General features: G+C 48.4%; 12 protein-coding genes. All 12 read right to left on the bottom strand.

Annotated features, from left to right (window positions below; translation table 11 throughout):
* Positions 1–8: 8 nt before the first annotated feature.
* The 12 genes from minE to mutL all read right to left on the bottom strand — a co-directional run bounded on the left by minE (position 9) and on the right by mutL (position 14331).
* Entirely contained in the window at positions 9–269 is a 261-nt protein-coding gene (gene minE / locus ACGHCT_RS13205) for a cell division topological specificity factor MinE (protein ID WP_072852826.1), read from the bottom strand.
* Between the two features lie 18 nt (positions 270–287).
* Positions 288–1076, bottom strand: a complete 789-nt coding sequence (gene minD, locus ACGHCT_RS13200; protein ID WP_072852824.1) for a septum site-determining protein MinD — start codon at positions 1074–1076, stop codon at positions 288–290.
* A 77-nt stretch (positions 1077–1153) separates the two neighbouring features.
* A complete protein-coding gene (locus tag ACGHCT_RS13195; RefSeq protein WP_072852822.1) occupies positions 1154–4045 on the bottom strand; it encodes a penicillin-binding transpeptidase domain-containing protein in 2892 nt (963 codons plus the stop codon).
* Positions 4030–4557, bottom strand: coding sequence for a rod shape-determining protein MreD (gene mreD, locus ACGHCT_RS13190; RefSeq protein WP_072852820.1), 528 nt, complete (start codon positions 4555–4557; stop codon positions 4030–4032). Before mreD ends, ACGHCT_RS13195 begins: the two co-directional genes overlap by 16 nt.
* 1 nt (position 4558) lies before the next feature.
* Positions 4559–5416 carry a rod shape-determining protein MreC gene (mreC, locus tag ACGHCT_RS13185; protein WP_072852818.1) on the bottom strand — a complete coding sequence of 286 codons (858 nt, stop codon included), beginning with the start codon at positions 5414–5416 and terminating at the stop codon, positions 4559–4561.
* Between the two features lie 16 nt (positions 5417–5432).
* On the bottom strand, positions 5433–6422 hold the full coding sequence (locus ACGHCT_RS13180) for a rod shape-determining protein (RefSeq protein ID WP_072852816.1): 990 nt from the start codon (positions 6420–6422) through the stop codon (positions 5433–5435).
* Between the two features lie 14 nt (positions 6423–6436).
* A complete protein-coding gene (gene radC, locus ACGHCT_RS13175; protein ID WP_072852814.1) occupies positions 6437–7141 on the bottom strand; it encodes a DNA repair protein RadC in 705 nt (234 codons plus the stop codon).
* A 99-nt stretch (positions 7142–7240) separates the two neighbouring features.
* Entirely contained in the window at positions 7241–8833 is a 1593-nt protein-coding gene (locus tag ACGHCT_RS13170; protein WP_390436232.1) for an NAD(P)/FAD-dependent oxidoreductase, read from the bottom strand.
* Entirely contained in the window at positions 8830–10068 is a 1239-nt protein-coding gene (locus ACGHCT_RS13165; RefSeq protein WP_390436231.1) for an NAD(P)/FAD-dependent oxidoreductase, read from the bottom strand. The genes ACGHCT_RS13170 and ACGHCT_RS13165 overlap by 4 nt, the downstream gene beginning before the upstream one ends.
* Positions 10069–10108: 40 nt before the next feature.
* Positions 10109–11410, bottom strand: coding sequence for a methionine gamma-lyase family protein (locus ACGHCT_RS13160; RefSeq protein ID WP_072852878.1), 1302 nt, complete (start codon positions 11408–11410; stop codon positions 10109–10111).
* Positions 11407–12360, bottom strand: coding sequence for a tRNA (adenosine(37)-N6)-dimethylallyltransferase MiaA (gene miaA / locus ACGHCT_RS13155; protein ID WP_390436230.1), 954 nt, complete (start codon positions 12358–12360; stop codon positions 11407–11409). The genes ACGHCT_RS13160 and miaA overlap by 4 nt, the downstream gene beginning before the upstream one ends.
* Positions 12361–12369: 9 nt before the next feature.
* The gene (gene mutL, locus ACGHCT_RS13150) at positions 12370–14331 is read right to left on the bottom strand and encodes a DNA mismatch repair endonuclease MutL (RefSeq protein WP_390436228.1); all 1962 of its coding nucleotides are present in this window, start codon (positions 14329–14331) and stop codon (positions 12370–12372) included.

Genomic DNA, 14331 nt, shown 5'->3' with positions numbered 1-14331 from the left:
TTAGTATTTTATATCAATTTCCTGTTTCGCATCCCGTTCTGCTGAGCAGAAAGTGGAATCCGGGCCGACAGGGCAGAGGGATTCCTGGTAAACTTAATCTCTACTCTCTCATCATCTATATTGAAATATTTACTGACGGCCTGAATCATATCGTTTTTTATCATTATCATCATTTGTGGAGTACAGTCAATTCTTTCTGAAACCAGTAAAAGCTTCAGCCTGTCTTTAGCAACGGCGCTGGAACGCTTATTTCTTGATAATAGAAACAATGAAATGTCCTCCTTTATTTACTTTTTAAAGAAACTGCCCAGGCGTCGGAATACACCCTTTTTCACTTCAAAGTCCAGAAGAGGCACTTCCTCCCCCTGGATACGCCTGCAGATATTAGAGAACGCCTGACCGGACAAAGATTCCTTGCCGCAAAGCGGCTCTCCCTGATTGGTGGCTATGACCACTTCCTCATCATCCGGCACAGCCCCTAAAAGAGACACTGCCAGAATATCCGTGACGTCATCTATGGACATCATTTCCCCTCTCTTTATCATATCCGGACGAAGGCGGTTGATAATAAGCTGGATATCTTCCATCTCATTCGCCTCCAAAAGCCCTATAATTCTGTCCGCGTCCCGAATGGCAGAAACCTCCGGCGTTGTCACAACAATGGCGCGGTCAGCGCCCGCTATGGCATTCTTAAAGCCTTGTTCGATGCCGGCGGGGCAGTCCAGTATGATATAATCAAATTCCTTGGAAAGCTCCTGGGTCAGCTTTATCATCTGTTCCGGTGTCACTGCCGTCTTATCTCTTGTCTGGGCGGAAGGCAGCAGATAAAGGCTGCCGTACTGCTTATCTTTAATGAGAGCCTGCTTCAATCTGCAGTTTCCCTCTATCACATCGATAAGATTATAAACAATACGGTTTTCCAGTCCCAGAACCACATCCAGATTACGCAGGCCGATGTCTGTATCCACGACAACTACCTTTTTATCCAACTGTGCAAGGCCGGTGCCAATATTGGCAACAACAGTGGTTTTCCCGACCCCTCCTTTGCCTGATGTGACGACAATTATTTCACTCATATACCATCCTCCTACTATACTATCCCTTTTTCTGTCATCTTATGGTACATTTAAAATAATTTAATTCCCAACGTATTTTAATCGGTCTGAGATGTACCCACATAGCTTGATGCAGTACCTGTCAGTAGTGAAGCTTCATCCTGCAAGTCAAATTTGTAGCTTATAACTTCTCTTGCCACAGATGCCGCATTTGCCGAAGAATAACCGTTGGCAATACGGACCGCAAGGGCAAGCTGAGGTTCCTCTACTGGTGCATATCCAATGAAAAGACCATGGCTGGGTCTTGACTTGCTCTGCTGAGCTGTACCTGTTTTTCCGGCAACACTGTAGTTCATGCCGTTAAAGGCTTCATTATTCTGTACCACCTGACGCATGCCGGCATGAATGGTATTCCACTCGCTGTCTTTCAGGTCGATGGTACTCTGTACTTCCGGTGTAAAGTCTTCGATTACATTCCCGTCGGAATCGGTTACTTTATCCAGCAAAGATATATTATAGCTGGTGCCGCTGTTGGCTATTGTCGTTACATAGCGGGCCAGCTGAGAGGTTGTATAGTTATGAGTACCCTGACCGATATAGGAGGGCACCGCATTTTTATCGGAAATCTGAGGGGATGCCTCAGAAATCTCGATCCCGGAATTCTTATCCAGGTCAAACAGTGAAGCGTACTGTTCCAGTTTTTCAAGGCCAAGGCTTTCCGAGAAGTTTTCTTCACTGTCCAGCCCCAGACGATATCCCACTTCATCAAAGAATACGTTACAGGACTCTTTAATCGCCGACTGCAGTCCCAGCCAGCCGTGGCCCCCGTGGTTCCAGCATCGGATGCTGTAGCCTGCTTTGTTAAATATTCCGGTACAGTCCACACCGAAGTCATCGGTGATAATCCCCTCTTCCAGTCCCGCTACAGCTGTTACAATCTTAAAGGTAGAACCAGGCGCTGTGCGCTGCTGGGTGGCTTTGTTGTAGAACGGCTGCGAAAGGTCCGCGGCCAGCGCATTGTAGTACGCAGTATCCATCTGGTTGGCCAGCCGGTTATTGTCATAGCCTGGGTAAGTAACACAGGCGAGTATCTCACCCGTGTTGGGGTCCGTTGCCACAAGAGAACCGGAACAGGGATCCAGAGCCAGCTGCGACGGTTTAATCTCCAGATTATTGATTTTGCTTTTCATAAAGTCATACGCTGTAAGCCTTCCGGAGATCAGCGCCTCGTAATCGCCGTCATCGGTGGAAAGCACTCCCTGATCATACAGTATCGTGCAGACCTGTCTGCCGGAGATAGTATCTGACTGAAGCATGTATTTATACAGCAGTTTGCTGAAGGCGGTATCCTTTGCCAAAGCTTCCTCCAGATATGCAGCCAGCGCCTGATACACTTCGCTGGAATCCAGGTAGGCGCCTTCGGTAGAAATTTTGGAAATGTCAATCCAGTTCTGACTTGCCGCATACGTAAGATATTCCTGAAGACTGATGGACTCATCGGTGGTCCAGGCAATGTAGGTGGCGTCGGTCTTGTCTATGGCATCCTCAGACAAGATCCCTGTTTTTGTCATCAGCAGCTCATTGACAATGTAGCTGATATATTCCTGCATCTCTTTATCCAGATCTTTGTAGGCTGCCGGTGCTTCCCCGGTCAGTTCCTGACGGATGGATTCAAAGACAGATGCCTGCTTTTCCTCGAAACGGGCGTAGAGTTCCTGTTCGGTCTCGGAAGCCCCCTCCTCTGTGAAATGCCCGATGTCTATTACGCTGTTATTGATCAGTGCAAAGTAGACATCGTAGATAGGAATAGGGATGGTTGCCGTGTCATCTACATTGGTGCGGTCAAAATCCTTTATATTCTGAATCATGGAGGAGACAATTCCTGCGATATGCTGTTCCAGCACTTTATAAGCGGCAATCTGCAGTTCTTTGTCAATGGTGAGATACACATCCTTGCCGGACTGCGGGTCTACCACAGAGTCATCGTCTGTCTTCAGAACCTTTCCCAGATTATCCACATAAACCTTTCTGGAGCCGTTGGTGCCCTGAAGGTAAGTCTCCATATACTGCTCAATCCCGGTTTTTCCGATAATTGAAGTACTATTATAATTATCGCTCTCCTTCTTCAGCTCGTCCAGCTCTTCGGTTGAAGCTTTGCCGGTATAGCCTATGATAGGTGCAAAGTAAATACTGTCTTCATACGCACGGATTGTGTCCTGGGCTATGTCAATCCCCTGCAGCCTGTCTTTGTTCTCCATAATTATGGCTACCGTATTTTCATTCACGTTGCTGGCAATGGTAACAGGAACATATCTCCGGAAACTGTTGGTAGAAAGCGCGTAGCGTATGGTCACTATGTCCAGTGTCTCCTGAGGTGTAAAGCTTTCAGGCAGCGAGAACTTTGTCAGCTCATCGGAAGTATACGGCTTTTTCGCATCTGTCAGGGCAAACCGCTCATTGCCCGAGAGATAAGCCATAATCTCATTGGGGGTAGCCTCTTCCTCTGCTTTTTTCAAATCGTTAATGGAGGCATGGCCGTACACATCGGCGCGGAACCGCTGGAGAGAGGTTCCTGTGACGTCAAAGGCATATTCTCCGTTTTCATCTAATATAATATGGAAATCATGGTCAATGGAATTCTCATTCGCCTGCAGAATCTGAAGGACTTCATAAGCCACGCTGTTCAGGGTGAGATTTTTCTCCCGGGTGCTGTCATACGTTCCGTTGTCTTCCAGGGTTATGGAATAGGAAAGCTTATTTGATGCCAGGACATTGCCGTTTCGATCATAGATATTGCCGCGGGTGGCATTCAAAGTCAGCTCTTTGGTAGTTCTCAGGTTAAAGTTTTCTGCATATTCCTGCCCGCTGAGAATCTGCAGCTGAAACAGCCGCTGAATCAGGATACAAAACATACCGGCAAAGACAATCATCAGGACGGTGGTTCTGTGGACAGATATTTTTTTCAGAAAGTTTTTTATTTTCTTAACCAAGTTGAATCTCTCTCTTTCATTTCCAGTTCCACTAATTTGTGGTTGATTTTATACAGGATACGGTAGAATACCAAAGTGATTAAAATGGTATATACCATTTCCGGTATCATAATTCGTCTCAGATAGTAAAAAAAGTCAAGACGTCCCCGCAGCAGAAACTGCAGGCAGTAAACCATAATATTATAGCCAATATCGCAGATGGCAATCAATATCATGGGTACTTTGATATCTTCGTCGTAGTAAATTTTGTAACAGAATCCTGTAATATAACCGGCCGTCATATAGACCAGTGCATAGAAGCCCAGCAGGTTTCCATAGAACATATCGATCATCAGGCCGCAGACAAATCCTGTCCACAGCCCGGTCTTTTTTCCTCTCATAAATCCGAACGAAACGGTAAGAATCAAAAGAAGATTGGGGGCAATAGAGCCGATAGAAAGACTTTGGAAAACCGTAGATTGTAGAATAAAGCTGACAATAATCAGCAGCAATATTACGATTCTTCGTCTCATATCAGGACTCCCCTTTCTGCTGTTTCAGATCGGTAATCACAAGAACCTCCTGTATATGTGCAAAATCCACTGCCGGAATCAATGTTCCTGTGTACGTCAGGTGGTTGGAGTCTTCCTCCAGCTCACTGATATATCCGATGAGGATTCCTTTTAAGAACTTATCGCTGATCTGGGATGTGACAATCTTGTCCCCCACCTGGACTTTTCCCTCTTCATCCCGCAGCTGGATAAATCCCAGCTTCCCGGAATCCATAAGCTTTAAATTGCCGGTAACCGTACAGGTATCCGAGGTCGTGGCCACCTGGGCGCTGACATTGCTGGAATCATCAATAATGGAGCGTACCGTTGACCAGTTGGAACCCGTCTCTGTGACAATCCCCACAAGACCGCCGATGGTAATTACATTCATATCCTTTTTGATCCCGTCATCGCTTCCCTTATTAATCACAAAGGTATCGTACCAGTTCCCCGGATCTTTGGAGATTACCTCAGCAGCTACTTTATCATATTCTGCATACTGCTGATCCAGATCATAGAGCTTCTGCAGCCGCTCCAGCTCATACTGGTTCTGGATCAGCTGACTGTTTTCTGTGGTGAGCTCCTCTACCTTTTCCTGAAGCTTTTTGTTTTCTTTTACCAGCCTGCTCTTTTTCTGAAAGCCGTCCTGTACACCGGACAGCAGATTCCCCACCTCATTGAGTCCGTTCTGGAAGGGAACAATGATATATCCGGCCACTCTTTTCACCGGGCCGGTGGGAAGTTTTGCCGTAAAGGTAAGAAGCATCAGACTGATACATACCAGTGACATGATAACAATTAAATGTTTGCTTTTTATTTTAATACTGCGTTTCTTCTTCATGCTAAAACCTCTATTATTATTTTGCCCATTTCTGTAAAGAGCGGCTGTTAATGATCTCCTTGACTCCGCAGATGGTGCACAGATCATAAAGACCCGAAAGATGGATTTTATAACCGGTCACTCTCCGCAGATACCACTCAATATCCGGAATCCGGGTAGTCCCTCCTGTGAGATAAATCCCCTCTTCTATTATGGAGTGATAGATCTGAGGAGGTGTGCGTTCCAGAAAAAACTTAATCTCTTCCCCCACTGTCCGAATCAGATCGGTAATAGCCTCGTGCACGGCCTTAGAGGAGATTACTCCCTCTCTGGGAAGACCGGAAAGGCTGTCTATGCCCACTATCTTCCGGGCCTCTTTTTTATCCAGTCCCAGATAGCCCAGGGACAGCTTCAGACGTTTTGCTGTTCTTGTGCCGATATGTAGGTTATATTTGCGGCGCACTGTGTTGCAGATGGATTCATTCAGCTGTTTGCCGCCTATCTCTACAATCTTGCTTAAAATAACCCGTCCTTCTGCCACCACAGAAATCTCTGTGCTCTGGGCACCGATATTTACGACCATAGATCCTTTCGTGTGATTCAGGGGGATTCCGAGAGCAATCGCATCTGCTATAGATTTTTCTACCATACGCACATTGTTCTTCCGGCTGCCGCTGGCAATGGTATAGTAGGCTCTTTTTTCGATTTCAGACATGTCTGCAGGAACTGTAAGATAAAGTGTGTTGCCCAGCAAAGAGGCATGTTCTGCCCGCTGCAGCAGTGTCTGCAGTACAATTTCTGTGTGATTTATATTAGCGATCTTACCGAAAGACATGGGAGACTCAACGTAGATGTTGGAAGGCGCTTTTTCATACATTTCATAAGCGTCATCTCCCACAGCCAGCACTTGTTCCCCGTTTCTAATCGCAATCATGTTCTTTTCTTTCGTTATAGTGTCTTTCTGGGCGGAATAGATCTTAATCGTGCTCGTCCCCAGATCTACGCCAAAAGTTTTATGAATTGGCATACCATACTTCCCTTCTAGTATTTTTTAAGGATATCCCGTTCACAAAAGCTTATATACTGGCAGTCCCCGATTATAATATGATCTAACAGGTGAATGCCAATGATTTCTCCCGCTCCCCTTACTTTTTCTGTCAGTAAAATATCGTCCTCACTGGGCGTTGGATCACCGCTTGGATGATTGTGGATTAAAATAATATTGACAGCATGAAATTTAAGTGCTGCCAAAAATAATTCTCTGGGAGACACCAGCGAAGCGTTGACTGTCCCCTTCGATATGATTTCTTCACCCAACAGATGATTTTTGGTATCCAACATCATACACACCATGAGTTCCTGTTCTTCGTGACGCAGCTGTTCCATATAATAGTCTGCAATCGTACTGGGTGTACGGAAGGAAAGTCCCCTTTTGGCCGCCGCACTGGCAATACGTTTTGAAAGCTCCCCTATACATTTAATCTGCAGTGCCTTCACGGGGCCAACCCCTTTGAGATCCATCAGTTCTTCATGAGACAGCTGATGGATTCCTAAGAGACCCTCTTTATCTTTTGATAGACTTAATATCTTAGTTGCTAGTGATATAGATGAGATTCCCTGTGAGCCGGTTCGGATAAGAATTGCCAAGAGCTCTGCATCCGTAAGAGCGGCAGGACCTAAGCGCCTGCACTTTTCATAAGGCCTGTCCATAGGGGGAATCCCTTGTATTCCGGTTGCTTCCTGCATAGTTCCTCCTTACACTCTCTTCAAGTAAATGTCCGGAAGGAAACTGCCTGCTTTAAAGCAAATTTTATTGTATCACAGATCAAAAACAATGTATACGCCTTACTCTAAATTTCTGAATTTTTTAATAATCGCCTCTCCCACCTTCAGTCCGTCCATGGCTGCCGAAGTGATTCCGCCGGCATATCCGGCTCCCTCTCCGCAGGGATAGATTCCACGGAAATTACTCATAAATTCTTCGTTTCTGTCAATGCGTACCGGGGAGGAGGTTCGGCTTTCCACTCCGCTTAAGAGTGCGTCCGGCCTTGAAAATCCCGGTATCTTCCGTTCAAAAGCCAAAATTCCTGCTTCCAGAGAACTGCTGATACAGTCGGGATAGATATCCCTCAGATTTCCAAAGGTCCATGCCCCTTTTATCTGCGGATCTATGTCTCCCAGACAGCGGCTGGTCCTGGAATCTCTGAAATCCTGAAACAGCTGCACCGGAATTTTTCCCTGGCCCATGGTATAGGCAGCAGACTCTAAGCTTCTCTGAAATGCAACACCTGCCAGCGGATGGGAATCCCGGTAATCCTCCGGGGTAACTGTGACAATCATTGCGCTGTTGGCATTCCTGCCGTCTCTGGCATGATAGCTCATACCGTTCACCGCCAGATGGTTTTCCTCCGAAGAGGCATTCACCACATATCCTCCGGGACACATACAGAAGCTGTAGACTCCTCTGCCTGCAGAGAGCTGATGGGTCAATTTATAGCTTGCGGGGCCGAGATAGGGATTGTACTCTGTCCCATAGAGGGCCTTGTTTATCATCGTCTGGGGATGTTCTATGCGCACCCCCACGGCAAAGGACTTGGCATTCATCTGCAGTCCGTGTTCGTACAGCATAGAAAACGTGTCTCTTGCACTGTGTCCTACAGCAAGGACCAGCACCTCTGCCGGTATCCATTCTCCGTGGTTCACCTCTATGCCGGCAAGACAGCCGTCCTCAGCCGAAAAACCGGTCAGCTGGGAAGAAAAACGAAATTCTCCCCCCATATCCTCAATCATTCTTCGGATATTTTGTACAATAGTAATCAGAAGATCTGTACCCAGGTGAGGTTTTTGCAGATAGAGGATTTCACTGGGAGCTCCGGCCTCTACAAATAGTTCCAGCACCTTCTGGTTTCTTCCCAGAGGATCCTTCACCAGCGTATTGAGCTTTCCGTCGGAAAAGGTTCCCGCACCGCCTTCCCCGAACTGTACGTTGGACTGTGCATCCAATTCTCCCGTATTCCAGAAGGCTGTTACCTTTTCCAGACGCCGGCCGGCCTCCTCTCCCCGCTCCAGAATCAGAGGACAGTATCCATGCTTTGCCAGAAGATATCCGCAGTAAAGTCCTGCAGGCCCGCTGCCTGCGATTACCGGTCTGCTCCTGAGAGGAAGCGTACCGCAGGGGGGCACCTCATACCGGGTTCTTTTAGTTAACGTAATATTTTTATTGTCAACCTTTTGGAGGATTTTATGCTCTTTTTTTACTTTTACATCAATGGTATATACGTACTGCAGCTGCTCCTTTTTCCTGGCATCCACAGACTGCTTCCGGATGGTATAAGAAAGGATCTGATCCGGACTGATTTTTAACAGCTTTGCTGCCTTTTTTATAAGCTCCTGCTCAGTATGAGGGACGGGAAGCTTCAGCTGGCGTATCTCTATCATGAACTCTCCTTTCTCAGCGCTTCGGCCGCAGCTCTGCCTGCCAGGGCACCGCTGGTCCATGCCCACTGAAGATTATATCCGCCGCAGGCCCCGTCTATGTCTGCAAGTTCGCCGCAGATATAAAGTCCCGGATATTCCTTTGCTTCCATGCTTTCGGGATGCAGCTGTCTGGTATCTACGCCGCCGGAACAGACCTGCGCCTGCTCCAGAGAAGCGGCGCCGGTTGGAAGAAGGAGATACTCTTTAATGCGGGAAACCAGTTCCTCCAAAGTCGGTGATCCGTCCATAAGCACTTCAATGAGCTTTCTGGGAAACAGGCCGGTAAGGGATTCCTTCCGTGTCTTATAAGGACAGTCCTCCTGCCGTTTCCTGAGAAAGCCCTCCAGCTGTTTTTTAGAAAAATCAGGGAAGAAATCCAGGAGCAGTTCCGGGGTCTGTCCTTCCTGCAATAGCCGGACCGCGTAGCGGCTCAGCTGAAAGACAGGGATGCCGGATACACCGTAATCGGTCAGCTGAAGTTCCCCTGTCTCACTGAGAAAATTCTCTCCGTTGGCCCGTAAAACCACCCGGCCCTCCACACGCACTCCGGACCATCTGGAAAATAATTTCCGGTAATCGGAAGATTTAGTCCTGCAGCGCAGGGGAACCAGAGCAGGGAGAGGCGGTATCAGACGCAGTCCCAGCTTTTCCGCCAGAGAGTAGCCGCTGCCGTCCGCTCCCTCAATCCCCGAAGCGCTGGATCCGCATGCGAGTATTACCTTGCGGCATGGATAACTCCATCCCTCTGTAACCGCCAGATATCCATCCTCAGCCGGAAGGACAGCGGTTACGTTCTCTCTGGTTTTACATTTGACCTTCAGATATCGGGCTTCCATCTCCAGCACCTCAAGAACGCTGGAGGCCTGAAGGCTTGCCGGATAGATCCAGCCGTTTTTATTCTTTGTGTAGATTCCCAGCTGTGAGAAAAACCGGATCGTATCTCCCACTGAAAAATGAGATAACGCCATATCGGCAAATTCCGGGCAGGTTCCTCTGTAAGCTCTGGGATTTTGATGAATGTTGGTCATATTACACCTGCCGTTGCCGGTCGCCAGAAGCTTTTTCCCCAGCCTGTCGTTATGCTCCAGAAGGGTAACCTTTGCCCCCATCCGGGCTGCCGTAACAGCCGCCATCAGGCCGGAGGCTCCTCCCCCAATCACAACAACGGATGACTCAGCATGCTTGCTTTTGCTCAAAGTGTTTTTCTCCTTTCTATGGGCTTTCAATAAAAGGAATCTAGAACAGGTTCTCAGGCAGTGAGACTACGCCTGCCTCAAGAAGCTTCTGAACGGACATAAGAATTCCCAATTTTGCGTGCGGCCAGGTAAGTCCCCCCTGAAAATAGACGGAATACGGAGGCTTTATGGGACCATCCGCACTGAGTTCTATGGAAGAACCCTGTACAAATGCTCCGGCAGCCATTATCACATCGCTGTCGTAGCCGGGCATGGCCCAGGGTTCCGGATCCACATAGCTGTCTACCGGGGCAGCTGCCTGGATTCCTTTGCAGAAACCGATGACTCCCTCCGGCTTATGGAAGGTAATTGCCTGGATTATATCATGGCGGCTTTCACTGCCGTTTGGGAGGACATCAAAGCCCAGCTGCTCGTAAAGGTTTGCCGCGAACACTGCGCCTTTCAGTGCGCCTGCCACAACCGTAGGTGCGAGAAAAAAGCCCTGATAAAAGGGCTGGTTTACCCCCAATGTAGCCCCTACTTCCTTTCCCAGCCCGGGAGAGGTGAGGCGGTAGGCCGCATTCTCCACATATTCTTCCTTTCCTGCTATATACCCACCAATAGGAGCAAGTCCCCCTCCCGGATTCTTGATCAGGGAACCCACTATTAGATCTGCCCCCACGTCAGAAGGTTCTATTGCCTCCACAAATTCTCCGTAGCAGTTGTCTACCATACAGATAATATCCGGTTTCATTGATTTGATAAAAGCAATCAGCTCCCCGATTGCCTTCACGGAGAAGGAAGGGCGGGTCTGATAACCTTTGGAGCGCTGAATGGTTGCCAGCTTAGTCCTGCTGTTTATGGCAGCCCGAATGGCTTCATAGTCAAAACTGCCGTCCGGGAGAAGCTCTGTCTGCCGGTAGCTGACCCCGTATTCGGCCAGAGACCCTTTGGAAGGACGGATCCCGATTACCTCTTCGAGCGTGTCATAAGGCTTTCCCACAGGAGACAAAAGTTCATCCCCGGGCCGCAGATTGCCGGAGAGGGCCACGGCCAGAGCATGGGTGCCGCAGGCAATCTGCGGGCGCACCAAAGCCGATTCTGTGTGAAAGGTATCTGCATAGACAGCCTCCAGGGTATCTCTTCCCAGATCATTATACCCGTAACCGCTGGAAGCGTAGAGACAGGCCTCGCTGACCCGATTTTTCTGCATGGCGTGTATTACCTTCATCTGATTATACTCTGCCACCTCGTCTATGCCTGCAAACCGTTCCTTTAGGAGCGCTTCCGTCCTCTGTCCGAACCTCCGGACTTGCGGGGAGATTCCCAGTTTCTCATATATTTCTTCTATTTCTTGTTTCATGGTCTTTTCCAAATTCCTTTCTCTTCGCATACTGAAAGCATATATTCCAGTATCTTATCCTCTCTTCCGCCGAAGGCTTCCTTTTCCAGCCATATTACGTCCCGCTCCCGCCGGAACCAGGTAAGCTGCCGCTTGGCAAAATGCCTGGTATCCCGTTTCAGAGTATAGACAGCCTCCTCAAGACTGCATGTGCCGTCCAGGTATGACAGGAGTTCTTTATAGCCCAGCCCTTGCATGGAGACCATATCTTTCGTATATCCCATACGGTGGAGTGCTTTCACTTCCTCCAGAAGGCCGCGTTCCATCATCTGATCGATACGCTGTTCTATTTTTTGATAAAGGCGGTCTCTCTCCTCATTCAGGACAAAATAGGCATATTGATAAGGTGACTCCTTCTGCCGTTCCTGTTCATTGTGCGCCGATATGGGCAGGCCGGTCTTCTCGTAGTACTCCAGCGCCCGGATAACCCGCTTTCTGTTGTTAGGATGTATAGAAGCCCCGGAAGCCGGATCTGCCTGGCACAGACAGCTGTGAAGATACTCATTGCCCCGCTCGTCAGCAAGAGCTTCCAGCCTGCGGCGGCATGCGGTATCGTCATCATTTTCTGTAAAGTCTATCCCTTTCACCACAGACTGGATATAAAATCCAGTTCCTCCGGTGAGAACAGGCAGTCTTCCCCTTTCGTAGATATCCTCCATGGCCTCTAACGCCATGGTCTGAAATCTTACTACATTAAAATCCTCGGAGGGTTCCAGCACATCAATAAGATGGTGGGGAATTCCCTCCATCTCATCCGGATGTATCTTGGCGGATCCAATGTCCATATACCGGTAAACCTGCATAGAATCTGCAGATATAATTTCTCCATTTACAGCTTTCGCCAGTGAGAGGGAAAGCTTCGTCTTTCCCACGGCTGTGGGGCCTGTGAGAACAATCAGCGGTTTCTTCAATCTTTTCACCTACACGATTCGTTTAAATTTCTTTTCCAGTTCATATTTGGTCATGGCAATAATCGTCGGCCTTCCGTGAGGACAGTGATACGGATTATCCAGAGTCAGCAGTTCCTCAATTAGCCGATCCGCTTCGCTGCAGGATAACGTCTGGTTTCCTTTTACAGCTGCTTTGCATGCCATAGTTGCCAGCCGGTGGGTCAGAAGTTCCAGAGAGGAACGCTTGGTGTCTCCCTCCAAATGATCTAAAAGTTCCAGGAAAAGCTCCGCATCTGCCACACCGTAAAGATTCGACGGAACAGCCCGGATACTGTAGCCTCTCCCCCCAAAGGATTCAATCTCAAAACCGAAGGAGGCAAAAACCTCCATATTAGCCCGCAGGAGTTCCTCCTCCTGGATGCTCAGCTCTATGATAAGGGGCGGACTCAGGTACTGGGAATGGATCTCCTTATTCTGCAAATCCTTCATAATGCGCTCATACAGCACCTTTTCGTGAGCCGCATGCTGATCAATAATATAGAATTTATTGTCATACTCTACCAGCCAGTACGTATCAAATAACTGTCCGATGATACGGTGCCGGGACCTGGCAGACGGCGACAGCAGCTTCTCCTCAAATAATTCCAGCTGTTGGGAAGCTTCCCCGTGATCTTTCTTCCCGGCCTCTCCTCTTTCGGCAGTCTCCAGGGATATCCCAGCTTCCTCCGGAGCGGTCTGCGGCTGTACAGGCAGCGGCGGCTTCTGTTCCCGGGGTACCCTGGGTCTTTCCTCTGTGCTCCCTGTCTGAGGGCGGACAGCTGCATATACCGTGTTTTCCCGGACGTGCTTTGCCGGATGTACTGTTTTTGCTGTCTCTTCGGGCGGCTGCACCGCTGTTTGGGCGGCTATCCTCTGTTTTTCAAAGGGCTCCGGAATGGAGCTCTGGGGCGGAGGCAATTCCTTTTTCTCTCTGGAGCGGTCAAAACTCACCTCGGGGATAAGCTCTTTGTGCGTAAGCTGTTCCAGCAGTGCCTGATATACAGCCTGATACACCTCCTGCCCACTGCTGAAGCGGACCTCCATCTTTGTGGGATGTACATTTACATCCAGATCTTCGCCCTCCATAGTCAGATGAAGAGAGACAAACGGATATTTATGCTGCATGAGAAATGGCTTATAGGCGTCTTCTATAGCTTTCATTATAATCTTACTTTTCACGTAGCGGCCATTGACATAATAATTTTCAAAATTCCTGTTTCCTCTGGAGACAGAAGGCTTTCCCATATATCCCTGAATGGCAAGACCGTTCCTCTCCCATTGAATCTCCATAAGCTCCCTGGTAATGTCTCTCCCGTAGATGTGATAGATCACATCTTTTAGATTATTATTTCCTGAAGTGTGTAATTTTGTCTGTCCGTTGCTAATATACTTAAAAGAGATGTCACTGTGGGACAAAGCCAGCTGTTCCATAAAGCTGCTGACATAGTTGGCTTCTGTCACAGGGCTTTTCAGAAATTTGGCCCGTACGGGAGTGTTGAAAAAAAGGTTGCGCACTAAAAAGGTGGTTCCGTTGGGCGCCCCAATCTCCTCCAGCGCTTTTTCCTCTCCCCCCTCAATGACATACCGGGTTCCTGTCAGCTCCCGGACCGTTTTGGTGATTAATTCAACCTGTGAGACAGCAGCAATGCTGGACAAAGCTTCCCCCCGGAATCCCAGGGAGGATATGCGGGTCAAATCCTCTGCCGATGCAATCTTGCTGGTGGCATGACGCAGAAAAGCAAGGGGCACCTGTTCTTTTTCCATACCCGATCCATTATCTGTGATTCGGATAAAAGAAATGCCCCCTTCTTTTATTTCCACAGTTACAGCGGTGGCCCCTGCATCAATGGCATTCTCCACCAGTTCCTTTACTACCGAGGCAGGACGCTCCACGACCTCCCCGGCAGCGATTTTGTCAATCGTACTCTTATCCAGTACTGCTATTTTTCTCAA

The sequence above is a fragment of the Lactonifactor longoviformis genome, from assembly GCF_042848515.1.
GTDB classification, from domain to species: domain Bacteria; phylum Bacillota; class Clostridia; order Lachnospirales; family Lachnospiraceae; genus Lactonifactor; species Lactonifactor longoviformis.
This window is presented reverse-complemented; position numbering and strand designations above follow the sequence as displayed.

Bases quoted from the DNA above. Each gene is read 5' to 3' on its own strand.
- minD (WP_072852824.1), bottom strand. From the start codon at position 1,076: ATGAGTGAAATAATTGTCGTCACATCAGGCAAAGGAGGGGTCGGGAAA.
- mreD (WP_072852820.1), bottom strand. From the start codon at position 4,557: ATGAGACGAAGAATCGTAATATTGCTGCTGATTATTGTCAGCTTTATT.
- mreC (WP_072852818.1), bottom strand. From the start codon at position 5,416: ATGAAGAAGAAACGCAGTATTAAAATAAAAAGCAAACATTTAATTGTT.
- ACGHCT_RS13180 (WP_072852816.1), bottom strand. From the start codon at position 6,422: ATGCCAATTCATAAAACTTTTGGCGTAGATCTGGGGACGAGCACGATT.
- radC (WP_072852814.1), bottom strand. From the start codon at position 7,141: ATGCAGGAAGCAACCGGAATACAAGGGATTCCCCCTATGGACAGGCCT.
- ACGHCT_RS13170 (WP_390436232.1), bottom strand. From the start codon at position 8,833: ATGATAGAGATACGCCAGCTGAAGCTTCCCGTCCCTCATACTGAGCAG.
- ACGHCT_RS13160 (WP_072852878.1), bottom strand. From the start codon at position 11,410: ATGAAACAAGAAATAGAAGAAATATATGAGAAACTGGGAATCTCCCCG.